We start from the raw sequence: 25569 nt of genomic DNA, 5'->3' as shown, positions 1-25569 counted from the left end.
CAGCCGTTAGCGTCGCCGGGTGTCCACTCCAGAAACCCCCGTTGCCCTCACCGTCAACGGCGAGGCCGTGCGGCTGGCCGTCGATCCCCGGGAGTCGCTGCTCGACGTGCTGCGGGAACGGCTCGGGCTGACCGGCACCAAGAAGGGCTGCGACCAGGGCCACTGCGGTGCCTGCACGGTGCACCTCGACGGCCGCCGGGTCGTGTCCTGCCTGACGCCTGTCGTGCAGGCCGCGGACCAGGACGTCACCACCATCGAAGGCGTTGCCGGCCCGGACGGTGGCCTGCACCCGCTGCAGCAGGCCTTCGTCGACCACGACGCCCTCCAGTGCGGGTACTGCACGCCCGGGCAGATCATGTCCGGGCTCGCCTGCATCGCCGAAGGCCACGCCGGTGACGACGACCAGACCCGTGAGTACCTCAGCGGCAACCTCTGCCGGTGCGGGGCCTACGCCGGGATCGTGGCCGCCGTCCGGCAAGCCGCCGGGGAGGCCTGATGCGCCCCTTCGCCTACCTCGCGCCCGGCAGCCTCAGCGGAGCCGTCGCCGCCCTGCGTGACGCCGTTCCCGGGACCAGGGTGCTCGCCGGTGGCACCACGCTCTACGACCTGATGAAGCTCGGCGTCGAAACCCCGCCCGCCGTCATCGACGTGCACCGGCTGCCCGAACTCGCCACGATCGACGCCGGCGAGCGCGAACTCGTCTTCGGGGCCGGCGCCCGGATGGCCGACGTCGCCGAGCACCCCGCCGTCCGGGACGGCTACCCCGCGCTCGCCGAGTCGCTGTGGCGGGCCGCGTCGCAGCAGTTGCGGAACATGGCGACCGTCGGCGGGAACCTGCTGCAGCGCACCCGGTGCAGCTACTTCCGCGGCGGCTCCGATTTCCCCTGCAACAAGCGCGAACCCGGCAGCGGCTGCGCCGCGCGCGGCGGCCACGACCGCACCCACGCCCTGCTCGGCACCAGCGACGCCTGCATCGCCACCTACCCCGGCGACTGGGCGATCGCCCTCCTGGCCTTCGACGCGGTCGTCGACGTGGCCGGCCCGCGCGGTGACCGCACCGTCCCGCTGGCCGGCCTGCACGTCGAGCCGGGCGACGACCCGGCCCGCGAACACACCCTGGCCGCCGACGAGCTGATCCTCCGCATCCGCGTCCCGGTGACACCCGCCGGCCGCGGCTCGACGTACCTGAAGATCCGCGACCGCGAGTCCTACGCCTTCGCCCTCGCCTCGGCCGCCGTCGCCCTGACCGTCGAGGACGGCGTGGTCGGCGACTGCCGGATCGCGCTCGGCGGCGTCGCCACGCGGCCCTGGCGGGCCACGGAGGCCGAGCGCGTGCTCCGCGGCGCCCCGCTCACGCCCGGGAACGCCCGCCGCGCCGGGGAAATCGCCTTCACCGGGGCGCGTCCCGGCACCCACAATGGATTCCGGATCGAACTCGGCATCCGCACGGTCGCCGACGCCGTGCGCACGGCCGGGGAAAGGGCTGCCCGATGACACCACGTGCCGACGCCGTCGAGAAGGTCACCGGCCGGGCCGCCTACGGCACCGACCGCGTCCCGGACGGCCTCGCCCACGCGGCCCTCGTCCCGGCGCGGATCGGCCGCGGGCGGGTGTCCCGGGTGGACACGGCGGCGGCGGAGGCCGTGCCCGGCGTCCTGCTCGTCGTGACCCGGTTCGACGAGGCCGAGCTCACGGGGCCGGGCTTCATCATGGGCGGCGGCTTCTCCTTCCAGAGCCTGCAGCCGCTGCTGGACGACCGCGTCGCCTACCGCGGGCAGCCGATCGCCCTGGTGGTCGCCGAGACGCCGGTCGCGGCCACCGAGGTCGCCGAGCTGGTCACCGCGGACTACGAACCCGAGCCGGTCGCCGTCGACCTCGACGCCGAGGGCGCGACCACCCTGGTGCAGGAAGAGGCGATCCCGCTGCCGTTCCTGGCCGACATCAAGGTCGGGGACGCCGACGCGGCCTTCGCCGCCAGCCCGGTCCGGATCGACCACACCTCCGAGCACGCGGCCCAGCACGCCGTCCCGATGGAGCTCAACGGCGGCGTCGTCGAGTGGCGGGACGGCACCCTCGTGGTCCACGAAGGCACGCAGAACGCGGCCGCGGTCCGCCACGGGCTCGCCCGGCAGCTCGGCCTCGACCCGGCCGCGATCGAGGTGCGCTCGCCGTTCGTCGGCGGCGGCTTCGGCCAGAAGAACTCGCTGCAGCCGCACCTGGCCCCGCTCGCACTGGTCGCGAAGCGGCTCGGCCGTCCGGTCAAGCTCGTGCTGACGCGCAGCCAGACCTTCCACAACGGCAGCTTCCGCCCGGCCACCCGCCACCGCGTCCGCCTCGGCGCGGACGAGACCGGCCGGATCCTCGCCGCCGTGCACGAGGTCGACCAGCAGACCTCCCGCCACGACCTGTTCCCGGCCATGCACACCGAAGTCACCTCGCGGCTGTACGGCTTCCCGGCCTTCCGCGGCCGGCAGCGGCTGGTGCAGACCGACGTCCAGACACCGGGTTACATGCGGGCGCCGTTCGAAAGCTCGGCGGTGTTCGCGTTCGAGTCGGCGGTCGACGAACTCGCCCACGTCACCGGCCAGGACCCGGTCGCGCTGCGGCTGGCCAACGACACGCTGACCGACCCGGTGACCGGACGGCCGTTCTCCACCCGGTTCCTCGCCGAATGCCTCCGCCGGGGCGCTGCCGGGTTCGGCTGGGCCGCCCGTGACCCGCGGCCCGGCTCGATGCGCGCCGACGACGGTTCACTCGTCGGCTGGGGCGTCGCCGTGGGCTGCTACCCGGGCCACATCGCGCCCGCCGTCGCCCACCTGACCGCCACCGCCGACGGCCGCGTCACGGTCGGTGTCGACGGCCACGAGATGGGCCAGGGCATCCGCTCGGCGATCGCGCTGCTCGTCGCGACCGACCTTGAGATCGACGTCCGGGACGTCGAAGTCCGCGTCGGCGACACCCGGTACGCCGCGCAGCACCTCACCGCGGGTTCGTGGGGCACCGCGACCGCGCTGCCCGCCGTGCACGCCGGCCTGCGCGAGCTGCGCAAGCACCTCGACGCGGCCGGCACCGGCGCGGTCGACGTCGCCGCGGCCGTCGCGCGGATCGGGCACCCGGTCGAGGTCGAAGCGGCCACGGTCGGGCCCGGGCAACCGGCGGAGGCCGTCGGGCAGGCGCGGGCCGGGCACCTGGCCATCTCCGGGCCGGTCTACCCGGAGTTCAGCACGTTCAGCTGGGTCGCCCACTTCGTGGAGGTCCGCGTCGAGCCCACGACGTGCCGGATCCGGGTGCCGCGGGTGGTCAGCGTCGTCGACTGCGGCCGGGTCGCGAGCCCGGTGACCGCGGCGAGCCAGGTCCGCGGCGGCGTGGTGTGGGGGATCGGCGGGGCGCTGCGCGAGGAAAGCCTCGCCGACCCGCGCACCGGCGGCTTCCTCAACGCCACGCTGGAGGAATACCCGGTCATGGTCAACGCGGACGTCGGGCGGATCGACGTCGACTTCGTGGACGAGCCCGACCTGCGGTTCAACCCGGTGGGGGTCAAGGGACTCGGCGAGGTGGCGATGGTGGGCGTCGCGGCGGCGGTGGCCAACGCGGTCCACCACGCAACCGGCCGGCGCCACCACCGGCTCCCGATCCGCCTCGACGACGTCCTGTGAGCCGGACGCGCCGTGGCTGCGCCGGGCCGGCCCCGGCGTGGCCAGGCCGGCGGGTGTCAGCGGCGTGAACCCACGGTGGCCAGCTGCTCGGTGATCTCCGCCAGCAGCTCGGTGGCCGCGTCGCCGAGTGCGGCCAGGTCGGCCAGGGTCGTCTCTTCGGTGCTCACGGGCACGGTTCTTCCTCCAGGGCCTCGTGGCGGGCGACCACGGCCGCGGCGAACGCGGTGTGCACCCGCAGGTACTCTTCGCGCCCGACTGCCGTGTCGGCCCATTCGTGCCAGCGGATGTGGGCTTCGGCGACGTCGACGTTCGCGGCTGCCGCCACCGTGGCCGGGGACGTGCCGGCGAGGATCGCGTGGTGCATCAGGGACGGGGACGAGCGGCGGGCGAGCTCGGCCAGCGCGGCGAGGCGGGCGAGTTCCGCGAGCGTGTCGGACGTGACCGGACGCGGGCGCGGCCGAGGCACCGGACGCGAGTTCCCGAAGTTGTCGGTCAGGACGCTGGTCATCAAACGACTCCTGAGGCGGAAAGCGGCGAAGCAACCCGAACGGCGGAGGTTTACCCCGCTCGAAGCGGGGTAAACGCTGCCGCTGGTGATCTCCGTCTCACCGCATCGGGTGGACCACCCGATCGAGTGGCCCACCCGTGATCAGCTCGCCCGGACCGCCCCGCAGTGCCACGGGATCCGCTGCGGCCGCACGCTTTCCAGCGTCGGGACGACCGGGGCGATCGTGCCGTCGCGGCGGAACGTCAGCTTGTCGATCGTCGTCTCGCGGTGGGTGCCGTCGCCGCCGGGGATGCCGAAGCGGTGGTAGGCGAGGTACCAGTCGTCGGTGCCAGGGACCTGCAGCATCGAGCTGTGCCCGGTGCCGAGGACACCCAGGTGGGCGTCCTTGCTCAGGATCACGCCGCGGTTGGTGAACGGCCCGGTGGGGCTCGGCGCGGTGGCGTAGCCGACGCGGTAGTCCGGGCTGCGGGTGTCGTCGATGGACCAGCTGAGGTAGTACGTGCCCTTCCGCTCCACCATGAACAGCCCCTCGCGGAAGTCGGTCAGGCCGTCGAGGCGGGTGATCTTCGCCGGGTCGTAGGACACCATGTCCTCGTCGAGCGGGACGACGTAGGCGTTGCCGTTGCCCCAGTAGAGGTACGGCTGTCCGCTGTGGTCGATGAACACCGCCGGGTCGATGGCCTGGCCGCCGTCGGGGTTCTTCGCGATCAGCGGCTTGCCGGAGTCGGTGAACGGGCCGGTCGGGGAGTCGCTCACCGCGACGCCGATCTTCGCCTCGGCGCAGAAGTAGAAGTAGTACTTCCCGCCGCGCTTGGCGATGGTCGGCGCCCAGGCGTTCTTGTCGGCCCAGCTCACGTCCTTGCCGAGGTCGAGGATGACGCCCTCGTCCGTCCAGTCGACGAGGTTCTTCGACGACCACGCCGAGAACTTCGTGCCGCTCCAGCCGTCGAAGCCGTCGGTGGTCGGGTAGAGGTAGTACGTGTCGCCGAAGGCGACGATGTTCGGGTCGGCGTGGTACCCCGGCAGGACCGGGCTGCGCACCTCGTGCGCCTCGACCGTCCACACGCGACGCTCGCCGCCCGCACCGGTCACGGTGAACTGCTTCGGCGACCTGAGGTCGACCGGCTTTCCGTTGTCCGGCCTGATGCTCGCGCCCGGCGCCAGGTCGAACTTCGGCGACAGCCGCCGCAGGTCGGTGCCCGGCTTGACCGGCAGCACGACCGTGCCGGCGCCGGCGTCGACGACGGCCGGCGTCTTGAGCGCGTCGAGCTGCACCGAGCGGATCGCGGTGCTGTTCGACGGGAGCGTGGCGACCTCGAGCCCGGACAGCGCCCGGTTGTACAGCCGCACGTCCTTCATCTTGCCGGTCAGCGTCCGGTCGCCCGCGTACACCGAGCGGCCGAGGTAGTTCGCCGCCGTGACGCCGCCGCCGAGGTCGGCAGGCTTGATCGTGGCGTTCTGGTTGCGGCCCACTTCGACGCCGTCCAGGTACAGCACCTCGACGCCGTTGCCGACCGTCAGGGTCACGTTCTTCCAGACCCCGCGCGGCAGCCCGCCGCCGGCGTCGGCCGCCTGCTCGGTGGTCCAGTTGCCGGTGGCGATGGCGCCGCGGAAGCCGCCGCTCGCGGTACCGCCGGTGGTGAAGAGGTAGCCGTTGCCGGTGCCGTCCTCGGCCGTGTTGCCCAGGCCCCACAGGAAGTACGGCGTCTGCTGGTTCGGATCGACCAGGACGTCGGCCGACACGGTCGCCGCGGAGGCGCCGGTGAGCAGGTTGTTCGGCAGCTGGACGTGCCCGTTCTTGCCGCCGAAGGCCAGTGCCCCGTCACTCCAGCCGACGTCACCGGCGAGGGCGCCGTCGTAGCCGTGGCCGGTGGTGTCGGCCGCGACCGTGCCCGACTTCGCGTCGAGCGGCCAGTGCGCGACCAGGCCGTTCGCGTCGGCCTTCGCCGGCGCCGGGGGTGCGCTCAGCCGGTTCATCTCGGCCTGCGTGACCGGCAGGACGGTGCCGTGCCGGGGCGACGCGGGCAGGTGCGCGCCGGTCGACATCGTCCACTTGCCCGAGTCCAGGTCGGTGGTCTCGAACGGGACGTACCCGCGGCCGCCGAACTCGTCGATGAACAGGTACCACTTGTTCTCGGTGTTGGACTTGAACCCGGTCGGGCCTTCGCCCGCGGACAGGCCCGGGCTGGTCGCGGTGGCCTTGCCGATGCAGTCGGCGACGAAGCCGTAGTGCGGGTCGAGCAGGTCGGTGGCCTTCTCCTCGGTGATGAACTTGCTGCACGGCGTCGAGGAGGTGTTGTTGCGCTCGTCCTTGGTGAACCGGTAGTAGGTGTCCTGGTTCTCGATCACCGTCGAGTCGATCACCGAGTAACCCGGGTCGATCCACACCTTCGGCGCGCTGAAGGTGACGAAGTCGCGCGTGGTCGCGTACATCATCCGGTTGTAGCTGTCGCCGAGGTGGTTCGGGTCGTTCTCCGCGTACAGTTTCGACGCCCAGTAGACGACGTACGTGCCGCGCTTGGCGTCCCAGAAGGCCTCCGGGGCCCACGTGTTGCCCGCGGTCGGCGGGGACACCTCGACGCTGCGCTGGCGGGACCAGTGCGCCAGGTCGGTCGACTCCCAGACCATGATCGACCGGCTGCCGGTGCGCTGGGCGGCGTCCCAGCCGCGGCCGGCGTAGATCCGCAGGTCGGTGGCCAGCAGGTAGAACTTGTCGCCGTCGGGGGAGCGCAGGATGAACGGGTCGCGCACGCCCAGTTCGCCGAGGCTCGACTTGAGCGCCGGCCTGCCGTTGTTGAGCTCGGTCCAGTTCAGCGGGTCGTTGCCCTTGCTCAGCGCCGAGTAGATCTGCTCGCCGTCGGAGGTGCCTTCGCCGGTGAAGTAGAAGAAGCTGTAGCCGGCCAACGGTTCCTGGACCGGCTTGGGGACGACGGTGGCCGTGAACCGCCGCGTGGTGCTCTCGCGGCCGAGGCTGACCTTCGCGGTCAGGACGACCTCGGCCGGGGCCGCGCCGGTCGCCGGCCGGGCGACCTCGCCCGTCGGGGTGATCACCGACGGCGCGGAGGACGTCCAGGCCACGCTGGTACCGCCGGGGCCGCTCGTCGGCAGCGTGAGGTTGCCACGGACGTCGTCGAGGCCGGTCACGGTCAGCGTGTTCGCGGCGGCGCGGACGCTGCCGCCGGCGGCGGGAGCCGCACCGGCACCGGCGCTGCCGAGGGGGACGAGGGCGGCCGCGACGGCCAGCACGACGCCGAAACGGCGCGGGGAGAACAACTTCATCGTTGTCGGTTCCTTCGGGGCCTGCGCATGTTAACGTTAACATGATTCGGGTACGCTGACTCTAGGTCGGCGTGGTCCCGTTGGTCAAGAGCCTTGCGGCCGGCGGGCCAGCAGCTCGGCGATCGCCTCACGCGGGTAGGGCGTCTTCCGGCTCTCGGTGTGGAGCGCGAAGTAGAAGTCGTTGACGACGGCGGCCAGCGGCGCGTACCGGCGGAGCAGCGGGGCCTGGTCCGCCACCTCGCCGGCGGCGCACGCGCGGACAAAGTCGTTGCGGGAGCGGGCATCCGGCCACGCGCGCAGGCCGCGGACGTGCCGGTTGAGCAGGTGGGTCAGTACGTAGGCCCGGTCGTGGGTTGCGTGGTCGGCGAGGAACTCCGCTTCGGCGTCCGAGAGGTCGAACCGCGAAGCCACGGTGAGGCCGAAGTCGGTGAGGTAGAGCCGTTCGCCGTCGGTGACGATGTTGGCGAAGTGCGCGTCGAAGTGCTGGACGCCTTGGGCGGCCAGGAATCCGGTGATGTGCCGCAGGTCTTCTTCGAGCGGGAGGTCGTCGCCCGGCCACCCGGCGAGGTCGTGCGGCAGGTACTCGAGGAACAGCACGAGATCGGTGGTGGCGCCGTCCAGCGCTTCCAGCCTGCGCCGCACACCGGCGTCGCCGTGCCAGAACGCGACGTCGGCGTCGATGTCGCCGCGCGGACGGGGCAGGCCGGGCAGGATCCGCCAGTGGTGCAGGAGCGGGAAGTTCGCGCACTCGCCGCCGCGGACCCACGCGGTCGTCATCAGGTGCGCTTCCAGCTCGCGCCAGGCGCCGCCGCCCGCGGACCCGACGCCGTAGTGCGACCACGGCGGCAGCCCGTAGAGGTCGGCCGTCGAACGGGGGTTCGCGAGTTCGACGTCGGTGAGCGCCACCCGCTTGACGAAGACCGGTTCCCCGGCCACCCGCAGCAGCCAGGACGACCCGCCGATGCCGGTGCCGAGCGGACGTGCCCCGGCGAGGAGGTCGTCGCCGGCTTCGGCCAGTGCGGCGGCGAGCCGGTCGTGCCGGGTGAGCCGGTCGGTCATGCGCGCACCAGCGGCAGGTAGACCAGGTCGACGAGCTCGACGAGCACGTCGTCGTCCACTGTGGCCAGTCCGTGGGTGAGGTATTCGTTGCGCAGCAGCACGAGGGCGACTGTGGCGACGCGGGGGTGCCGCGCGCCCGGCCGGGCCTCGCCCCGGTCCACCGCGCGGCCGACGACGGTGAGCCAGGCGGCCGCGCCTCCCTCGGCGGCCTGCTGGTGCAGCTGCTCGCGGAGCTCCGGTTCGTCGCCCACGCCGGTGAGGAGGCCGCGGAGCGCACGCGCGGCGGGCGAGGTCTGGCCGCAGTTGATCGCGCGCAGCAGCGCCAGTGCGTCCTCGCGGAGGCTGCCGGTGTCGGGCGGCTTGAGCGTGTCCTCGGCCAGGTGCCGGTACGCGGCGACGCCGAGGGCGGCGCGGTTCGGCCAGCGGCGGTAGATCGTGTTCTTGTTCGTGCCGGCGCGCTGGGCGACCCGTCCCACGGTCAGCCCGGGGTAGCCCGTTTCGGCGAGCTCGGCCGCCGCCGCGCGCAGGATCGCCTCTTCCAGTTCGGTGCCCCGGCGCCGGGTCTTCGGTGTCGCCATGGGGCTACTCTAGCGCTGTACGGTACGGTACGGACCGTACCTTAAATCTGGGAGGCAGACATGCGGGCCAAGGGCATCGGCTACGACACCGGACTCGAGACCGGCGGGCGGTTCAACCGCCCGTTCGACCCGGACCTGGTGCGCCGCGAGCTGGCGATCATCCGCGACGACCTGCACTGCACGGCGGTGCGGCTGATCGGCACCGACCTCGACCGGATCGAGTTCGCCGCCCGCGAGGCGGCGGCGCTCGGACTGGAGGTGTGGTTCTCGCCGTTCCCCTGGGAACGCGACGAAGACGAGCTGCTGGCCCTCTTCGCCGACGGCGCCGCCCGTGCCGAGCGGCTCCGCGAGGCGGGCGCCGAAATCGTGTTCGTCACCGGCGCCGAACTGAGCCTGTTCTGCCGGGGCTTCCTGCCGGGCGGCAGCCTTCCCGAGCGGCTGGAAAACCTGCTGGCGTCACGGGAACTCGTCGCCGGGCTGCCGGAGCGGGTCAACGCGTTCCTGGCCCGCGCGGTCGAGGTGGTCCGGGCCCGGTTCGGCGGCCGCGTCACGTACGCGGCGGTTCCGCTGGAGCGCGTCGACTGGGCGCCCTTCGACATCGTCTCGGTGGACGCGCACCGCTCGAAGGAGGTCGAGCACATCTACCGCGAGGGCGTCCGGAACCTGGTCGCGGCGGGCAAACCGGTGGCGATCACCGAGTTCGGGGTGACGCCCTACCGCGGCGCGGCGGACCTGGGCGCCCGGTGCGGCGAAATCCTCGAGTACGACGGCGACGTCCCGGTCCGGCTGAAGGGCGAGTACACGCGGGACGAAGAGGAGCAGGCGCGGTACCTCCGCGAGCTGGTGGAGATCTTCACGGACGAAGGTGTCGACGCCGCGTTCGCCTGCACGTTCGTGTGTTACGGCCTGGTGCACCGGGCCGACCCGCGGACCGACCTGGACATGGCCAGCTGGGGCGTGGTGAAGGTGCTGGAGGAGGGAACGGGAAAGGTGTACCCCGACGTCCCGTGGGAACCGAAGGCGGCGTTCGGCGCGCTGGCCGAGTGCTACGGCTGAGCCGGCTATGGCATCCGATGAATTCTTGGCCAACCAGGGCGGCAACCGGGGTGGGATTGACAGAAAGCGCTGCCTCTTCTAGCTTCATGGCGTAAGACATCGGATGTCCAGCCCGGTTTTCCGGGTCCGTCCGCCGACCGATGTGCACCCCTGCCGAACAGCTCGTCAGGAAGGACACACCGACGATGCCGGAATTCCCCCGCCGGGCGGCCCTGCGCTCGCTCGCCGTCTCCGCTCTCGCCGTCCCGCTCGTCCTGAGCGCGGCGCTGCCCGCCGACGCGGCCCCGCTGTGGCACCCGAACCCCGCCACCGACGGCCTGAAGGCCTTCGAAGGGATCGAGGCCGACCGGGGCAACCACCACCCCGACCGCAAGTACGTCGTGGTCGAAGGCGACCACTACCGGTTCAACATCTGGAAGGACGACCGCGACACCACCGGCGGCGGCGACCGCCAGCGCACCGAGTCGAAGGGCATGGTGCAGAACGGCACCACGCTGAAGATGCACAACGGCGAAACCTGGACGCTCTCCTACGAGATGTACATCCCCGCGTCCCTGCACGGCACCAGCAAGTTCACCCACATCTTCCAGACGAAGACGCCGTCGACCAACGGCGGCCCGTGGGTGACGCTCGACCTGACCCGCAGCGGCAGCAAGGAACAGCTCAACGCGCGCGCGTACGCCAACTCGGGGTCGCCGAGCATCGCGGTCACCGACCTGGCGCCGTTGCGGGACAAGTGGATCACCGTCGAGTGGACGTTCACGCCGGGCTCGAAAGGCAAGGCGGCCTGCGTCATCCGCAACGGCACCGGGGCGAGCGCGCCGGTCGCCGCGCAGGGCAGCATGAGCAACGTGAACCTGCCCGACCAGGGCGACTACGTCCGTCCCAAGTGGGGGATCTACCGGTCGGTGCAGAGCGCGTCGTCCGACATCCTCGACACCTACCTGCTGTTCCGCAACTACACGGCGGCGCGCAAGTAGGGTGCGCGTTCGCCCGGCGAGGGTGACACTGGCGGCATGAAGGTCGTCGACGGGTATCCCGGCACGCGCCGCCCGCCGACGAGCCCGCCGGCCGCGCTGCGCCGCGGTCCGCTGCTGGTCACGGCCGTCTTCGCCGCTCTCGGCGGGGCCGTGACCACGGCGGCCGCGCTGCCCGCGTTGTGGCGGGTCTGGCAGCTGTACGCGATGCTGTTCGGCCTCGTGGCCGCGGTCGGGCTGGTCGCCGCCGTCGCGGCGCTGGGGTGGCCGACCCGCAAGACGGCGCACTTCGGCGCGTTCACAGCGGCCGCGGCGCTCGCCGTGTGGGTGATCAGCCGGCCGCTCGGGCTGCTGACGCGGTTCGACCCGTGGCAGCCTGCGGACACGGTGGTGGGCTTCACCGACGCCGTGGTGGCCGGGCTGGCCGGCCTCGCCCTGTTCGGCTTCCTCGTGGTGGCCCGGCGGCGAGCGCACCCCTGGCCGTCCACGGCGCGCCGGGTGACGGCGTGGATCGTGCTGTTCCCCCTGCTCGTGGCGGTGCTCGCGACCGGCGTGGCGGGCACCGTCGCGGCCGGCGAAAGCAGCACCGGGCCCGCCGCGTCGACGTTGCTCGACACCGGCCCCGGCACGTACGAGTACTGCCGCGCCGACGGGATCCCGCTGGCCATGGACATCCACCGGCGCAGCCCGGGCGGACCGCCGGCCCCGGTGGTGCTCCTGCTGCACGGCGGCGGGCTCGTCCTCGGCAACCGCAAGCTCACCGGCCCGGGCGCGCTGCTCTCCGGCTCGCGGTTCGGCTCTCTGCGGGACGAGCTGACGGCGCGCGGCTTCGCGGTCGCCGTGATCGACTTCCGGCTCGCGCCCGCCGCGCGGTGGCCTGCCCCGCTCGCCGACGCCCGGTGCGCGGTCCGGTTCCTCAAGGCCAACGCGGCCGCGCTCGACATCGACCCGGCCCGGATCGCGGTGGCGGGCACCGGGACGGGCGGCACCCTGGCGTCGCTGCTCGGCGTCGCGCGAGGTCGGGACAGCGGCCCGTACCAGGGGCAGGACAGCACGGTCCGCGCGGTGGCGGCGCTGGCGGCCCCGGCGGAGTTCGAGCTCGCGGGCCAGGACCCGCTCACCCGCGCTTCGGTGCTGATGGCGCTGGGGCGCGCGCCCTCGACGTGGCAGGCGGCGAGCCCGCTGACGTACGCCGGCCCGGGCGCACCGCCGTTCCTGCTGGGCAACGGGGGCCGGAAGTCGGCGGAATTCGCGGCGCGCCTGCGTGCGGCCGGGGTGCCGGTGACCGAAGGCCCGGTGTCCGACCGCTCGGTCGCGGACTTCTTCGCCTCGGCCGTGGGATGAGACTTGCCCTGGAGTGCGCTCCAGGTCCTAGCGTGGGGGCACACCGACCACGTCAGGAGTGCGTTCCATGGAACTCGGTTTCCACCTGCCCATCTTCGACATCGACGGCGGCACGCCCGCGATCGCGGGCGAACTCGCCCGCGTGGGCGCCGCGGCGGAGGAGGCCGGGGCGACCTGGCTGTCCTTCATGGACCACTACTTCCAGATCGAGCCGACCGGCCTGCCCGCCGAGTCGAACATGCTGGAGGGCTACACCACGCTCGGTTACCTCGCCGCGCACACGTCCCGGATCGACCTCGGCCTGCTCGTCACCGGCGTGACCTACCGGCACCCGGGCCTGCTGGCGAAGATCGTCACGACGCTCGACGTCCTTTCGGGTGGCCGGGCCGTGCTCGGCGTCGGGGCCGCGTGGTTCGAGCGCGAGCACCGGGGGATGGGCGTGCCGTTCCCGCCGCTCGGCGAGCGGTTCGAGCGGCTGGAGGAGATGCTGCGGATCTGCGCGCAGATGTGGGACCCGGCGAACAACGGCCCGTTCGAGGGCAAGTACTACCAGCTGGCCGAGACGCTGTGCTCGCCGCAGCCGATCAACCGGCCGAAGGTGCTCATCGGCGGTTCGGGAGAACGCAAGACGTTGCGGCTGGTCGCCCAATACGGTGACGCCTGCAACCTGTTCGGGTCATCGCCGGAGGACGTCGCGCACAAGCTGGACGTGCTGCGCCGCCACTGCGACGACGTCGGCCGCGACTACGACGCGATCCGCAAGACGATCCTGGCCAACAACCCCCGCCCCAACCCGGAAACCCGCGACGACTTCGTCCGGTCGATGGCCGACTACGCCAAACTCGGCATCCAGACGGCGATCGTCACGCCCACGACGGGCTCGCCTGCCGCGTGGATCGAGGGCATGGCCCCGACGGTGCCCCAGCTGGCGGAACTCTGACGTCCACAGTGGACACGTGAGGAATTTTCCTTCCGGGTGAACCGCTTCGCCGATTTGTCCGTGTGGACGGGTGAGGTGGCGACCCGAGAGGAGGGGCTGATGCCCCACGTGCGCACGACCGGACGACACCGCAAACCCGCGACGATCGGACTCGCCGCACTGGTGGGCGTGGCCGGAGCAACGGCCGCGGCCATCGCCCTGACCAGCCCGGCGAGCAACGCGGCCACGGAACAGTGCGGCGGTCTCGACGCGGCGGTGCAGAACAACCTGACGTTCATCGCGAGCCAGCGCACGGCTCCGGACGCCCAGTCGGAGGCGCGGATGGCGAACCGCCAGGCGGCGGTGGACCAGCTGGAGCAACGCCGCAAGGCGGCGGGGTGCGGGAACCAGCTGGCGGCGAACGAGGTGGCGGTGCAGTGCGCGGCGGTGGTGGCGTCGCAGGACGTGGCGGGGGAGGACGCGGCTGGGCGGAAGAAGGCCGCGGGCAAGAAGGGCGCCGCGGCCGAGGACGGGATGGCCGACGGCGCCACTGATGAGAACGGGATGGCGGCCGGAAGCGGTGCGGACGCCGAGAACGGTATGGGCGCCGGCAAGAACGGCATGGCGGGCAAGGAAGCGGCGGCGGCCGACAAGAAGGCCGCGGGCAAGAAGGCGGCCGATCAGAACGCTGCGGCCGCCCAGGCCTGCGAGGTGGTCCAGAAGTGCGTGGCCCAGGCGGCGGCCCTGGCGGACGGCAACGCCATGGCGAACCAGAACGGCAAGGCCGAGGAGAACGGCGCCGCCGTCGAGAACGGCATGGCGAACGGCAACGGCATGGCCGGTCAGCACGGAATGGCCGACCAGCAGGGGATGGCCGCGGAGAACGGCATGGCCGACCAGCAGGGTGCAGCCGCCGAGAACGGCATGGCGGCGGACAACGGCACGGCCGCCGAGAAGGAAGCCGCCGGTCAGAAGGATGCGGCGAAGCAGAACGGCATGGCCGGCGAGCAGCCGGGCGCGGGCCGGATCGTCCTCTCGGCGCAGGACTGCGCGGGCATCCTGAACTGCGTCGCCCAGGCCGCCGACCCCGCTGCCGCGGCGCAGCAGGGGATGGCCGCCGAAGAGAAGGCCAAGGACGAGAACGCGCAGGACCAGGGTGCGCAGGACATGAACGCCCAGAACAACAAGGCCGAGAACAAAGCCGGCACCAAGGGGGACGAGGCCGAACAGGCCGGCGCGGCCGCGGTCCAGTGCGTCGCCGAGGCGGTGGCCGCGGCCGGAAAGGCACCCGCGGGACGCTGACCGACCCCGAACCCCGGACCGGCGGCCCCACGCCCCGGTCCGGGCCGGGGGCTTTCAGCAGCAGCCCGGTGGCCGAGCCCACTGCAGCAACGGCCCGCCACCCGATCCGGTGACCCGCGGAAACTTCACCCCGTCCCCGTTCGTTCTCCCCACAGAGCGCAGTACCCTGGCGCCCGGACAACGACCGACGACAGCACCACGAGGCTTCAGTGACCACCGACCCGGCGGCCGAGGACCTGCGCGAGGCGGCCGACGAGCTCGCCGTCGCCGGGCAGCTTCCGCGCTTTCTGCTGATGTACAAGTTCGCCATCGAAGAACTGATGACGAAGCTGCGGATCCTCTCCGAAGAATTCGACTTCGTCCACCAGCACGACCCGATCGAGCACATCACGAGCCGGGTCAAGCGGCCGGAGGCGATCAAGGAAAAAGTGCGCCGGCGGGGGCTCGGCGGGGACTGGGTGTCCGCCGCGCACGTGCTCGACGACATCGCCGGGATCCGGGTCGTCTGCCCGTTCGTCTCCGACGTGCACGAAGTCGCCCGGATGCTCACCGCGCAGGACGACGTCGAGCTGCTGCGCACCAAGGACTACATCGCCACCCCCAAGGCGAACGGCTACCGCAGCCTGCACCTCATCGTCCGCATCCCCGTCTTCCTCTCCGACCGGGTGGAAAAGGTCAAGGTCGAGGTCCAGCTGCGCACCATCGCCATGGACTTCTGGGCCGCGGTCGAGCACAAGCTCTCCTACAAGTACCGCGACAGCGTCCCGGCCGACTTCGCCGGCGAACTCGCCGCCGCGGCGCGGACGGCGGCCGACCTCGATCGGCGGATGGCCGCGCTGCACGAACGGATCCGCTAGGGCCTCTCCAGCGCGTCCAGCATGATCCGCAGGCCGAATTCGAACTCCGCCTCGTGGTCGCACACCGCCAGGTAGGGAGCCGCCACGGTGACCGCCGGCAGCCCGGACGCCGAAAGGTCCGCGAGCCGCTGGACGCTGCCGCCGAACGTCGGTGCGGCGTCGACCTCGCGCATCAGCGTGCCGATCAGGAACGCCAGCACCGCCCGCAGCCCGTGCACCGCCCGGTCCGGCGGGTAGCCCGCCGCGAGCAGCGGCGCCAGCACCGCCTCCAGCGGGGTGAGCGCCGTCAGCGACGCGAGCCGGCGGGTGAGCACCAGTGGCGCCGCCCGGGGGTGGCCGAGCATCGCGGCGCGGAAGCCGTGCGCCAGCGCCGACATCGTCTCCCGCAGGTCCGCCCCGGCCGGCGCCGCCGGGATCGCGGCGAGCAGGACCTCGGCGATCCCGTCGAGCAGCGCGTCCTTGCCGTCGACGTGGTTGTACAGGCTCATCGGGTCGACATCGAGCCGCCGCGCCAGCTTGCGCATGCTCACCGCGGCCAGGCCCTCTTCGTCGACCAGCGCCAGCCCGGCGAGCAGGATCCGTTCGCGTGACAGGACGCTCTGGGGCGGCCGGCCCCGGCGGGCCGTCACGGCGTCAGCACCGCCGGCAGGGTTTCGTAGCCACGCAGGATGCGCGTCGACCGGCGGCGGCCACCGGGCAGCACGCGCAGGCCGGGGAACCGGTCGAAGATCGTGCGCAACCCGATCTCGCCCTCCATGCGCGCCAGCGACGCGCCGAGGCAGTGGTGGCGGCCGGCGCCGAACGACACGTGGTCGCGCGCCCCGGACCGGGTGACGTCGAAGACGCCCGGATCGGCGAAGACGCCCGGGTCGCGGTTCGCGCCCGCCAGCACGGTCGTGACCAACGCCCCGCCGGGCAACGGCACCCCGGCGACCTCGGTCGCGCGCGTGGCCACCCGGCCGGTCAGCAGCACCGGCGGGTCGTACCGGAGCACTTCCTCGACGGCGTTGCCCCACAGCTCCGGCCGTTCGCGCAGCACGGCGAGCTGCCCGGGATCCTGCGCGAGCAGGGCGATACCGCTGCCGAGCAGGTTGACGGTCGTCTCGAACCCGGCCGCCAGCACCAGGCCCGCGGTGGACTTCAGCTCCGTCTCGGTGAGGCCGACGCCGCCGTCGCGAGCCGCGACGAGCTTGCTGAACAAGTCGTCGCCGGGGTGGCGGCGCAGGTGGTCGAGGTGCTCTCCGAGCCAGGTGTCGAACTCGGCCAGCGCGGTCTCGACGTCGCGGAACGTGCGCCAGCCGAGCCCGAGGTCGAGGCTGGGCGCCGCGGCCGCCCCGAGCGAAAGCACCTTGCCCAGGTCGGACGGCGGCACGCCGAGGATTTCGCTGATCACCGTCACCGGCAGCAGGCCGCAGTAGGACTCGACGAGGTCGAGCGGGGCGCCGGGGTCGAGCGCGTCGAGCAGGCCGTCCGCGATCTCCTGCACCCGGCCGCGCAGCTGCTCCACCGCGCGCACGGTGAACACGCCGGTGACCAGCTTGCGGTAGCGGGTGTGCTCGGGCGGGTTGACGGCCAGCAGCGACGGCGGCCGCACCGGGTGCAGGTGCTCGCCCGCCGACCACTCGACGAGCCGGCCGAGCGCCGAGCCGTCGGACCCGAGGACGCCGACGCGGAAGTCCTCGCTGGAGAGCACCTCCCGGACGGCGGCGTGCGTGGTGGTCATCCAGCCGAACCGGGTGCGCGCGAGCGGGCCAGCCCCGCGGATCTCCTCGAACAACCCGGTGAGGTCCTGCCCTTCGGCCGCGGCGACCACCATCCGGCCCTGCAGGTCCCCGCGCTTGGCGCCGCGGCGCAGCACGGTCCGGGGGAGCGCGTGGCCGAGCCCCCAGCGCACCACGGGCTTCGTCCAGGCCAGGGCTCCGGTCATGACATCCCCCTCCGTCGGCGTACCTACAGTGTAGGTTATCGACGGCCGGGCGCGGGCTGTCCTGACTGCTGCCCGTCCGGCGCGAGCAGCACGCCCAGCGCGAGCAGTTCCGTCAGCGCCATCCCGCGCTCCACCAGGCCGAGTGGGATCAACGTCCACCACCGGCCGTCTTCCGCCGCCGCGACGACCACCGCGCCCAGGATCACCGCGAACCAGCACAGTGACAGCAGGGCCAGCACGATCGCCGTCCAGCGGCGGCGCGGTGACGAGGGGAACGCCGTGCGCGCCGCGACCAGCACCGCCAGTGGCAGCGCCACGAACGCCACCACGCTGGCGATCCGGTGCAGCGTGCCGCCGAAGTCCGCGCGGGAGACCGTGGCCCAGTCCGGCTTGGGGAACGCCACGATGACCAGGAGCCCGACTGTCCACAGTGTCCCCAGGATGGCCGCGGGCAGCGGGAGCCGCCGCTGGCCGCGCAGCACCGCCAGCCCGGCCGCCGAGCCGAGTGCGACCAGGACCACCGCGAGGTCGAAGACCCACTTGTGGTCGGACAGGCCGTATTCGCTGATCGTGCGGCGGGTGACGCTGATTTCGTCCGTGGGCGGGATGACCTGCAGCAGCAGCACCAGAGCCGCGCCGAGCACCAAGGCCGCGATGCCCGTCAGCGAAACCGCGACCGACCATCGTCGCGCAGGGAACGTGACCATGGACCGACGGTAGCCGACCGGTGGTTGAACTCCCGTGAAACGGGCGGAGCGGGTTGAACGCTGTACGACTTACGGCGGTGTCCGCAGCCGGATTTCCTCCACTATGGTCGCTCGGTTCCGGTACGTCCGTGCGTGCCGGCATGGTGTCGAGGAGGTCTCTACCTGTGGGGAATTCACCAAGACGGCTGGTGATGCTGGCTTCGGCCGTCGCACTGGCCGGCACCTTCGTCGCGTTGCCGTCGGGCACGGCGGGTGCGGCGCAGAACATCCTGCGCGCCGACAAGTCGGTGGCCCGCTCGTGCTTCGAAAAAGTGCTGCCCAAGGGCACTTCGGGCACCGATCGCCGGGAGCTGACCTCCACCGTGGACGGTCTGGTCCAGGCGCGGCTCAAGGCGACGCCGGGCGCCGAGGGCGACTGGGACGTCGCCGTCTTCGACAAGGCCACCGGCGCGGTCGTCGCCGCTTCGGCCGCGTTGCGCAGCCACGAACTCGCCGAGAGCTTCGTGAAGAAGGGGCAGGAGCTCGTCGTCCAGGGCTGCCGGTACGGCGGCTCGGCCGGGCAGGTCCAGCTCGGCGTCGACTTCCTGGCGCTGACGCCCCAGGGCACGCCGACCGGTGCGGCCGCGGCCGCGCAGCGCGCGGAGCTCGTCCGCGTCGAGACGCCCACGCGCGCCGACAAGAACAAGCTGACCGCACTCGGCCTCGACGTCACGGAGAAGGGTGACGCGACCGGGGTCGAGGTCGTGCTCGCCGGTGACGCCGACCGCAAGACGCTGAAGGACAGCGGCTTCAAGTCGAAGGTCATCGAAGCGGACCTGTCGGCCAAGTCGGTCCAGGACGCGAAGACCGACCGCCAGTACGCCGCGAAGACCGCCGCTTCGGCGCTGCCGTCCGGGCGGACCAGCTACCGGCACCTCTACGAGTACAACTTCGAGATGAAGGAGCTGGCCCGCAAGAACCCCAGCCTGGTTTCGGCGTTCACCATGCCGGAATCGACGTGGGAGGGCCGGGACGTCGTCGGCGTCGAAATCGCCACGGACGTCAAGAACGTGACCGACGGCAAGCCCGTCAACTTCACCATGGGTGTGCACCACGCCCGGGAGTGGCCGGCCGGCGAGCACGTCATGGAATGGGCGTACGAGCTGATCAACGGCTACGCCAAGGACCCGGCGATCCGGTCGCTGGTGAGCAAGACGCGCAACATCGTCGTGCCGATCATCAACCCGGACGGCTTCGAGATCTCCCGCGAGGCCGAGCCCAAGGGTGACTTCACGCGCTTCGACTACGAGATGAAGCGCAAGAACTGCAACGTCAACGACTCGCCGCCGCAGTTCGCGACCGGTGTCTGCAAGGCGAACCCGGGCGGCCGCGTGCGCGGCACCGACCCGAACCGCAACTACGGCGGCTTCTGGGGCGGCAACGGCGCCGAGCTGGCCTGGAGCGGCGACACCTTCCGCGGGTCCGCGCCGTTCAGCGAGCCCGAGGTCCGGAACGTGCGCTCGATCGTGTCCTCGCGCCAGGTGACGAACCTGCTGACGATGCACACCGTCGCCGCGCTGGTGCTGCGCCCGCCGGGCGTGGCGGACGTCCGGCCGCCGCTGGAGGAGCCGGCCTACAAGGCCCTCGGCGACAAGCTGGCCTCGCGCAACGGCTACACCAGCGAGCCGAGCTGGGCGCTCTACGACACGACCGGCACCACCGAGGACTGGTCGTACTGGGCCACCGGCGGCTGGGGCTTCACCATCGAGGTCGGCGGCAACGGCTTCCACGGCCCCTACGCCGACAGCGTCGTGGCCGAGTACGAGGGCCTGGCCCCCGCGGCCGGTGCCGGCAAGGGCGGCAACCGCCAGGCGTTCCTGGACATGCTCGGCAACGCGGCCGACCCGCAGCAGCACTCGACGCTGATCGGCTCGGCGCCGAAGAACTACCAGCTCAAGCTGCACAAGACGTTCCAGACGCCGACGTCGCCGGTGATCCAGCCCGACGGCTCCACCAAGCCGCCGATCTACATCACCGACGACCTGAACTCGAAGTTCACCGCCAGTGGCGGGCGCTTCGCCTGGTCGGTCAACCCGTCGACGCGGCCGTACGTGGCCGGCCGGTACGGGCGCGACCCGCAGGGTCCGGCGCAGCAGGGCTTCCCGGTCACCAACCCGGCAGGCGTGCCGCCGATCAACCAGAACTACCCGGCCGACCCGGCGGGTGACACGTTCACCTTCCACGTCGACGGCCTGCCGAAGGTCGACAACGGCAAGTTCAGCGTCAACATCAACTGGGCGAGCACGTCGACCGACTGGGACCTGTTCATCTACGACTCGGCGGGCAACCTGGTCAGCTCGTCGGCGAACGGCGGCACGACGTCCGAGCACGCCGTGCTGTTCGACCCGCCCGCGGGTGACTACAAGGCCGTGGTGGTCAACTACGACCAGGCGGACCCGAGTGCGGTCGACGACTGGACCGGCGACGTTTCGTTCTCGTCGCCGACCCCGCCGACGTACGGCACGAAGGAGGCCTACCAGCTGACCTGCTCCTCGCCGAGCGGCAAGCTCGTCGGCGTGGCGGACGTCTACGCCGACCGCGGCCAGACGGTCGACGTCGGCGAGGTCTGCACCCGCTCCGCGCACGCGCAGAAGCAGCGCGCTTCGGGTGGCACCCGGTAGTTCCGATCCGGTTCGTGAAGGCCTCCCCGCTGCCGCGGGGAGGCCTTCACGGCGTTACGGCGAGGGTGACACCGAGGACGACGAGAACGGTGCCCACAACGCGGTTGAGGGCCGGTTTCGCGTGGGTGTACCAGCGCTGGGTGGTGGGGGAGGAGAACAGCAGCGCCACGCTCAGGTGCCAGGCGGCCGACGCGGCGACGATCAGCGCGACGGCGGCGGCTTTGACGGCGGTGGGTTCGGACGGCGGCAGGGTCGCGGTGAGGACGCTGCCGAAGAACGCCGCGGCCTTGGGGTTGGTCAGGTTGCTCAGGACGCCGCGGCGGAAGGCGCTGCCGTGGGCGTCGGGTGGCGCGGTTTCCGCGTTCCGGGCGGTCAGCCACAGGCGGAGACCGAGCCAGGCCAGGTAGGCGCCGCAGACGACGCGGAGGGCGGTCGCGAGCCACGGTTCGCGGGCCAGGACGGCACCCAGCCCGAACACGGCCACGGAAGCGAGCAGCCCGCCGGCGGCGACGACGCCGAGCGCGACGGCGACCGCCGCGCGACGGGTGCCGGCCGCGGCGGTGTGCGCGATGAGCACGAAGTTGGGCCCGGGGGAGACGGCGGCCAGGAGGTAGGCGAGGAGGACGGTGCCGAGGGTGGCGGCCGGGCTCACGCCGCGCGGCCGCGTTCGCCGGTTGCGGCGGCGCCGCGGTCATGCGTGAACTTCGGAGCTGCGCGACCCGCCGGCCCCGGAACTGTCGGTGCGTTCCGGTAGCGTGGAAATCGGGGGCTGCTCATGCCGCCCGGCCGCCGCCGACCACCTGGTCGCGCATCGTGCGCAGCGTCTCGTGGTCCACAGTGGACGGATCGGCGGCCAGCCACTCGCCGATCTCGTGGAGGAACTCCTCCGGCGTCATCGGGGCCACCGGCAGGTCACCGGGATCCGCCGTCGTCAGCTCGCCGCTGCGGCTCGGGTACACGATCATCACGCCCCGCAGCGTCACGCCCGGCAGCAGGTCGCGGTAGGCCGCGAGGCTCTCCGTGAGCCGGCTGCCACCGCCGCGGAACGGGCGGCCGTTGCGCAGGAGCCTGCCGTCCTCCGCCGTCTCGTAGTGGCCCGGCAGCCACAGCTTCGACTCGATGAGCACCAGCCGCTTGCCGCACAGCACCGCGTGGTCCACGTCGGCGAACACCGAGCCCGGCCAGGCGAGGCCGTGGAAGATGCGCGCGCCCGGCAGCCGGGTCAGGTAGCCCTCGAGCAGGTCCGCGGTGAGCCGCTCGGCCAGCTCGTCGCGCTCGGTACCGGGGGAGCCGAACACCGTGCGGCCGCCGAACTCCTCGGCGTACGCCTCGCGCGCCTTCGCCGCGCGCAGGTACCCGCGGGCCAGCCGCTGGACCAGCAACGCCGTGCCCGCGGTCAGCAGCAGCCAGACGATGAGCACCGGGGTGCTGAACCCGACCCCGGTGACCAGGGGCAGCAGCACCAGCACCATCCCGGCGACCGCGACCACCACCGGCGTGTGCCCCGGCCCGCGGCGGCGGCCGTGGCGCATCCGGGTGTCCTCGCCGGCGAAGTGCCACCAGCTCAGGTCCTCGGCGTCGAGCTCGGGCAGGTCGGGGACGAAGCCGGGTTCGTCGCCGAAGCGCCGCCGGGGCCGCGGCCGGACCGGCACCGGCACCACGGCCGCGCCGACGGCGTCGTAGCGCGCGCGGGCCACCGGGTCGCCCAGGACCTCGTAGGCCTCGCGCAGCAGCCGGAACGTGCCGACCGTGCCGCCGCCGTCCGGGTGCATGGTCTTGGCCAGCCTGCGGTAGGCCGTCTTGACGTCGGCCGCCGTGGCGTCGCGGCGGAGGCCGAGCACCTCGTAGTAGTCGACGTCGGGCACGCGGGTGGTCACCTCCGATGGCTGCGCGAAGACTTTATGGGGTCGGGTCTCCGGGGCTTCCACCGCCTCGGCGGCACGCCAGGGTGATGGTCCTCGGTGCAGGTCACGGCGGTGTGAGGAGTTTCGCCGGTGACGGCGGGGGAATCGGGCGGCTTGCGGCGGTCCGGGTGACGACGTCCCGCGCGGCGGTGTCGGCTCGTTTGCGGTGGTCGTTCAGTGTCCACTGAGGACTGTTTGTCACTCGGAAGTGTTGCAACGCGGGAGAAGTCGCGGCCTTCGGTGACCGCTCGTAGTTGCAATCCACCCGAACGGCCCTGAACATGTGTTCGAATCCTCGGCTACGCTTGTGCCATGTCCTCGACCCCCCTCAGACGTGACGGGCCCACCGCCACCCCACCTCGGCAGCGGGCCCGTCACCCCCGTCGGCGCTCGCGCAGCAGGTATCGCTGCAGCTTGCCGCCGGCATTGCGCGGCAGCGTGTCGAGGAAGCGCACCCGGCGCGGGTACTTGTACGGCGCGGCAACGGCTTTGGCGTGCTCCTGCAGGGCGTGCACGACGTCCGGGCCCGGGGCGACGCCGGGCCGGAGCACGACGAAGGCGGTGACGACGGCACCCCGATCCGGGTCGGGCGTGCCGACGACCGCGCACTCCTCGACGTCCGGGTGCGTCAGGAGCACTTCTTCGACCTCGGGAGCCGCGATGTTGTAACCGGAGGAGACGATCATGTCGTCGCTGCGCGCCACAAAGCGGAAGTAGCCGTCGGGCTCGCGGACGTAGGTGTCGCCGGTGATGTTCCAGCCGTCGCGCACGTAGTCGGTCTGCCGGGGGTCGCCGAGGTAGCGGCAGCCGGTGGGGCCCTGGACGGCGAGCAGCCCGGGCGTGCCGTCCGGCGCCGGCCGGCCGTCGGCGTCCAGGACGGCGGCGCGGAAGCCGGGGACGACCTTGCCGGTCCGGCCGGGGCGGGCGTCGTCGCCGGCCGCGGAGATGAACACGTGCAGCATCTCCGTGCTGCCGATGCCGTCGATCAACGGCGATCCGACGGTGTCGCGGTAGCGCTCGGCCACGGCGGCGGGAAGGGCTTCCCCGGCGGAGACGGCGCGGCGGACGCCGGCCAGCAGGGTGCCGTCGCCGGCACCGAGGATCGCGCGGTAGGCGGTCGGGGCGGTGAACAGCACCGTCACGCCGTGCTGGGCGACGATCGAGGCCAGCTCCCGGGGGGTCGCGCGTTCCACCAGCAGGACCGACGCGCCCGCGCGCAGCGGGAACACCAGGAGGCCGCCCAGGCCGAAGGTGAACGCCAGCGGCGGTGTCCCGCAGAAGACGTCGTCCGCGGTGGGGCGGACGACGTGGCGGGAGAACGTGTCGGCGATGGCGAGCAGGTCGCGGTGGAAGTGCATGGTGGCCTTCGGTGTCCCGGTGGTGCCGGAGGTGAAGGCGAGCAGGGCGACGTCGTCGGCAGCGGTGGGCACGTCGGCGAAGGTCGCCGGGTGGCGGGCGCAGCGTTCGGCGAGCTCGGTGCCGTAGGCCACGGCAGGCAGGTCCGGCGGCAGCTCATCGAGGAGGCGCTCGTCGCAGAGGGCCACCGTGGGCCGGGCCCGGTCGACGATCTTGTCGAGCTCGCCGCGGCGGAGCATCGGCATCGTCGTGACCGCGACCGCTCCGGCCTTGAGGACGCCGAGCCAGCACGCGGCGAGCCACGGCGTGTTGGTGCCGCGCAGGAGCACGCGGTGGCCCGGCACGACACCGAGCTCGGCGGTGAGGACGTGCGCGATGCGGTTGGCGCGCGCCAGGACGTCGCCGTAGGTCCACGTCTCGTGCGGTGAGCGCAGGCAGGGGCGGTCCGGGCCGAGGCGGGCGGTGGTCTCGTCGAGCAGCGCCGTCGCGGCGTTGAGGCGGTCGGGGTAGTGCAGCTCCGGCAGGTCGAAGACCAGCCGCGGCCACTGCTCGGCCGGCGGCAGCCGGTCGCGGCAGAACGAGTCCTTGTGGGCGCTGGGAGAAAGCCTCATCGCCGCTCCTCTGCCTCGATCCGGCTCCTCCCGTGGAACGTAGCACTCGTTGCGACCGTCGAGAAGACGCAATGGCGTTCCGATGACGACAGAGATGGGAGGAGTATGTCGTTGGTTCGATAGCTCCCGGGTTTGCGGGGCCAAGGGGACTGCCGGTCACCCCGTCGTGAGGGCGCGGGAACCCGGTGTCGCGGGCGGCCGCCCGTACCTTTTCGATCATGGTCGAGACGCCCGAACCCCCGCCGACCCTGGCCGATCCGCGTGCGCTGCTGGTGGGCTACCTCGGCCACAGCGCCGCCGCCGTCCTGCGCAAGCTCGACGGTCTCTCCGAACACGACCTGCGCCGGAGCGTGGTGCCCTCGGGGTGGACGCCGCTGGGCATGGTCAAGCACCTGGCGTGCACCGAACGGTTCTGGATCCGGTACGTCTTCGCCGGGGAGGACGTCGACTTCAGCTGGCCCCGCACCGCCGAGCAGGAGTGGTTCGTCGCGCCGGAGGAACCCTCGGCCGACCTCACCGCCTTCTTCCTCGCGGAGCGCGAAAACTGCGCCAGGCTCGCCGCCGTCACACCGCTGGGGGCACGCGCCGCCCGCACGACCCGCCGCGGCGGTGCCGAAGAGCACCCCACCTTCGCGTGGGTCCTGTGCCACCTGGTCCAGAACTTCGCCCGGCACGCCGGGCACGTCGACATCGGCCGGGAGCTGATCGACGGGGTGACCGGCCGCTAGACGAGTAATGCGTAAGTCTGGGTGGTGACCGGAGACGGGCGAAGGATGTTCAAGATCCGTTTGTGACGACAGACCTGAACACCCTTCTCACCGCACTCTACGTCAAGATCGACGACCACCTCACCGGCAGGCGGCGGCTGG

21 protein-coding genes are annotated in these 25569 nt (G+C 72.3%); 11 read left to right on the top strand and 10 right to left on the bottom strand.

The window, feature by feature from the left end:
• The first annotated feature begins 19 nt into the window (after positions 1 to 19).
• From ABZX11_RS33435 to ABZX11_RS33425, 3 genes are read left to right on the top strand one after another with little or no spacing between them, the layout of a single operon-like run.
• Entirely contained in the window at positions 20 to 496 is a 477-nt protein-coding gene (locus tag ABZX11_RS33435) for a (2Fe-2S)-binding protein (protein WP_354920569.1), read from the top strand.
• Positions 496 to 1494 (top strand): xanthine dehydrogenase family protein subunit M, encoded by a 999-nt coding sequence (locus ABZX11_RS33430; RefSeq protein WP_354920566.1) that lies wholly within the window; start codon positions 496 to 498, stop codon positions 1492 to 1494. The genes ABZX11_RS33435 and ABZX11_RS33430 overlap by 1 nt, the downstream gene beginning before the upstream one ends.
• A complete protein-coding gene (locus tag ABZX11_RS33425) occupies positions 1491 to 3656 on the top strand; it encodes a xanthine dehydrogenase family protein molybdopterin-binding subunit (RefSeq protein ID WP_354920563.1) in 2166 nt (721 codons plus the stop codon). The genes ABZX11_RS33430 and ABZX11_RS33425 overlap by 4 nt, the downstream gene beginning before the upstream one ends.
• A 163-nt stretch (positions 3657 to 3819) precedes the next feature.
• Here the strand turns inward: ABZX11_RS33425 and ABZX11_RS33420 are convergent, their stop codons facing one another.
• The 4 genes from ABZX11_RS33420 to ABZX11_RS33405 form a co-directional block, all read right to left on the bottom strand.
• Positions 3820 to 4164, bottom strand: a complete 345-nt coding sequence (locus ABZX11_RS33420; RefSeq protein ID WP_354920560.1) for a hypothetical protein — start codon at positions 4162 to 4164, stop codon at positions 3820 to 3822.
• A 141-nt stretch (positions 4165 to 4305) separates the two neighbouring features.
• The gene (locus ABZX11_RS33415; protein ID WP_354920557.1) at positions 4306 to 7443 is read right to left on the bottom strand and encodes a family 43 glycosylhydrolase; all 3138 of its coding nucleotides are present in this window, start codon (positions 7441 to 7443) and stop codon (positions 4306 to 4308) included.
• Between the two features lie 84 nt (positions 7444 to 7527).
• Positions 7528 to 8502: a hypothetical protein gene (locus tag ABZX11_RS33410; RefSeq protein ID WP_354920554.1), complete on the bottom strand. Its 975-nt coding sequence runs from the start codon at positions 8500 to 8502 to the stop codon at positions 7528 to 7530.
• On the bottom strand, positions 8499 to 9080 hold the full coding sequence (locus ABZX11_RS33405) for a TetR/AcrR family transcriptional regulator (RefSeq protein ID WP_354920551.1): 582 nt from the start codon (positions 9078 to 9080) through the stop codon (positions 8499 to 8501). The genes ABZX11_RS33410 and ABZX11_RS33405 overlap by 4 nt, the downstream gene beginning before the upstream one ends.
• Before the next feature lie 60 nt (positions 9081 to 9140).
• Here ABZX11_RS33405 and ABZX11_RS33400 point away from each other — a divergent pair, with 60 nt between their 5' ends.
• From ABZX11_RS33400 to ABZX11_RS33375, 6 genes are all read left to right on the top strand, one after another.
• A complete protein-coding gene (locus tag ABZX11_RS33400; protein WP_354920548.1) occupies positions 9141 to 10136 on the top strand; it encodes a hypothetical protein in 996 nt (331 codons plus the stop codon).
• A 185-nt stretch (positions 10137 to 10321) separates the two neighbouring features.
• On the top strand, positions 10322 to 11116 hold the full coding sequence (locus ABZX11_RS33395) for a hypothetical protein (protein ID WP_176170159.1): 795 nt from the start codon (positions 10322 to 10324) through the stop codon (positions 11114 to 11116).
• A 36-nt stretch (positions 11117 to 11152) separates the two neighbouring features.
• Entirely contained in the window at positions 11153 to 12457 is a 1305-nt protein-coding gene (locus ABZX11_RS33390) for an alpha/beta hydrolase (protein WP_354920545.1), read from the top strand.
• A 67-nt stretch (positions 12458 to 12524) separates the two neighbouring features.
• Positions 12525 to 13397, top strand: coding sequence for an LLM class F420-dependent oxidoreductase (locus ABZX11_RS33385; protein WP_354920542.1), 873 nt, complete (start codon positions 12525 to 12527; stop codon positions 13395 to 13397).
• A gap of 99 nt (positions 13398 to 13496) precedes the next feature.
• Positions 13497 to 14678: a hypothetical protein gene (locus ABZX11_RS33380; protein WP_354920539.1), complete on the top strand. Its 1182-nt coding sequence runs from the start codon at positions 13497 to 13499 to the stop codon at positions 14676 to 14678.
• 209 nt (positions 14679 to 14887) lie between these two features.
• Positions 14888 to 15535 carry a GTP pyrophosphokinase family protein gene (locus ABZX11_RS33375; protein ID WP_176170155.1) on the top strand — a complete coding sequence of 216 codons (648 nt, stop codon included), beginning with the start codon at positions 14888 to 14890 and terminating at the stop codon, positions 15533 to 15535.
• Here ABZX11_RS33375 and ABZX11_RS33370 read toward each other — a convergent pair.
• From ABZX11_RS33370 to ABZX11_RS33360, 3 genes are read right to left on the bottom strand one after another with little or no spacing between them, the layout of a single operon-like run.
• Positions 15532 to 16164, bottom strand: a complete 633-nt coding sequence (locus ABZX11_RS33370) for a TetR/AcrR family transcriptional regulator C-terminal domain-containing protein (protein WP_354920536.1) — start codon at positions 16162 to 16164, stop codon at positions 15532 to 15534. The genes ABZX11_RS33375 and ABZX11_RS33370 overlap by 4 nt on opposite strands.
• Positions 16161 to 17462: a cytochrome P450 gene (locus tag ABZX11_RS33365; RefSeq protein WP_354920533.1), complete on the bottom strand. Its 1302-nt coding sequence runs from the start codon at positions 17460 to 17462 to the stop codon at positions 16161 to 16163. The genes ABZX11_RS33370 and ABZX11_RS33365 overlap by 4 nt, the downstream gene beginning before the upstream one ends.
• A 35-nt stretch (positions 17463 to 17497) precedes the next feature.
• Positions 17498 to 18169, bottom strand: a complete 672-nt coding sequence (locus ABZX11_RS33360; protein WP_354920530.1) for a DUF998 domain-containing protein — start codon at positions 18167 to 18169, stop codon at positions 17498 to 17500.
• 191 nt (positions 18170 to 18360) lie between these two features.
• Between ABZX11_RS33360 and ABZX11_RS33355 the strand changes: the two genes are divergently transcribed.
• Entirely contained in the window at positions 18361 to 20829 is a 2469-nt protein-coding gene (locus tag ABZX11_RS33355) for a M14 family zinc carboxypeptidase (protein ID WP_176177683.1), read from the top strand.
• A 46-nt stretch (positions 20830 to 20875) separates the two neighbouring features.
• Here the strand turns inward: ABZX11_RS33355 and ABZX11_RS33350 are convergent, their stop codons facing one another.
• From ABZX11_RS33350 to ABZX11_RS33340, 3 genes are all read right to left on the bottom strand, one after another.
• A complete protein-coding gene (locus ABZX11_RS33350; protein ID WP_354920527.1) occupies positions 20876 to 21481 on the bottom strand; it encodes a LysE family transporter in 606 nt (201 codons plus the stop codon).
• A gap of 121 nt (positions 21482 to 21602) precedes the next feature.
• On the bottom strand, positions 21603 to 22694 hold the full coding sequence (locus ABZX11_RS33345) for a DnaJ domain-containing protein (RefSeq protein ID WP_354920778.1): 1092 nt from the start codon (positions 22692 to 22694) through the stop codon (positions 21603 to 21605).
• A gap of 413 nt (positions 22695 to 23107) precedes the next feature.
• Positions 23108 to 24700 carry an AMP-binding protein gene (locus tag ABZX11_RS33340; RefSeq protein WP_354920524.1) on the bottom strand — a complete coding sequence of 531 codons (1593 nt, stop codon included), beginning with the start codon at positions 24698 to 24700 and terminating at the stop codon, positions 23108 to 23110.
• Between the two features lie 218 nt (positions 24701 to 24918).
• Here ABZX11_RS33340 and ABZX11_RS33335 point away from each other — a divergent pair, with 218 nt between their 5' ends.
• Positions 24919 to 25428: a DinB family protein gene (locus ABZX11_RS33335; protein ID WP_176170150.1), complete on the top strand. Its 510-nt coding sequence runs from the start codon at positions 24919 to 24921 to the stop codon at positions 25426 to 25428.
• Positions 25429 to 25569 lie beyond the last annotated feature (141 nt).

Origin of the sequence: Amycolatopsis sp. NPDC004169 (genome assembly GCF_040610315.1) — a bacterium.
GTDB lineage: Bacteria > Actinomycetota > Actinomycetes > Mycobacteriales > Pseudonocardiaceae > Amycolatopsis.
Note: the sequence above shows the minus strand (reverse complement) of the source record. Positions and strands in the feature narration are given on the sequence as shown.

Bases quoted from the DNA above. Each gene is read 5' to 3' on its own strand.
- ABZX11_RS33400 (WP_354920548.1), top strand. From the start codon at position 9,141: ATGCGGGCCAAGGGCATCGGCTACGACACCGGACTCGAGACCGGCGGG.
- ABZX11_RS33405 (WP_354920551.1), bottom strand. From the start codon at position 9,080: ATGGCGACACCGAAGACCCGGCGCCGGGGCACCGAACTGGAAGAGGCG.
- ABZX11_RS33420 (WP_354920560.1), bottom strand. From the start codon at position 4,164: ATGACCAGCGTCCTGACCGACAACTTCGGGAACTCGCGTCCGGTGCCT.
- ABZX11_RS33415 (WP_354920557.1), bottom strand. From the start codon at position 7,443: ATGAAGTTGTTCTCCCCGCGCCGTTTCGGCGTCGTGCTGGCCGTCGCG.
- ABZX11_RS33355 (WP_176177683.1), top strand. From the start codon at position 18,361: ATGCTGGCTTCGGCCGTCGCACTGGCCGGCACCTTCGTCGCGTTGCCG.
- ABZX11_RS33390 (WP_354920545.1), top strand. From the start codon at position 11,153: ATGAAGGTCGTCGACGGGTATCCCGGCACGCGCCGCCCGCCGACGAGC.
- ABZX11_RS33430 (WP_354920566.1), top strand. From the start codon at position 496: ATGCGCCCCTTCGCCTACCTCGCGCCCGGCAGCCTCAGCGGAGCCGTC.
- ABZX11_RS33385 (WP_354920542.1), top strand. From the start codon at position 12,525: ATGGAACTCGGTTTCCACCTGCCCATCTTCGACATCGACGGCGGCACG.
- ABZX11_RS33410 (WP_354920554.1), bottom strand. From the start codon at position 8,502: ATGACCGACCGGCTCACCCGGCACGACCGGCTCGCCGCCGCACTGGCC.
- ABZX11_RS33340 (WP_354920524.1), bottom strand. From the start codon at position 24,700: ATGAGGCTTTCTCCCAGCGCCCACAAGGACTCGTTCTGCCGCGACCGG.
- ABZX11_RS33365 (WP_354920533.1), bottom strand. From the start codon at position 17,462: ATGACCGGAGCCCTGGCCTGGACGAAGCCCGTGGTGCGCTGGGGGCTC.
- ABZX11_RS33335 (WP_176170150.1), top strand. From the start codon at position 24,919: ATGGTCGAGACGCCCGAACCCCCGCCGACCCTGGCCGATCCGCGTGCG.
- ABZX11_RS33395 (WP_176170159.1), top strand. From the start codon at position 10,322: ATGCCGGAATTCCCCCGCCGGGCGGCCCTGCGCTCGCTCGCCGTCTCC.
- ABZX11_RS33380 (WP_354920539.1), top strand. From the start codon at position 13,497: ATGCCCCACGTGCGCACGACCGGACGACACCGCAAACCCGCGACGATC.
- ABZX11_RS33425 (WP_354920563.1), top strand. From the start codon at position 1,491: ATGACACCACGTGCCGACGCCGTCGAGAAGGTCACCGGCCGGGCCGCC.
- ABZX11_RS33360 (WP_354920530.1), bottom strand. From the start codon at position 18,169: ATGGTCACGTTCCCTGCGCGACGATGGTCGGTCGCGGTTTCGCTGACG.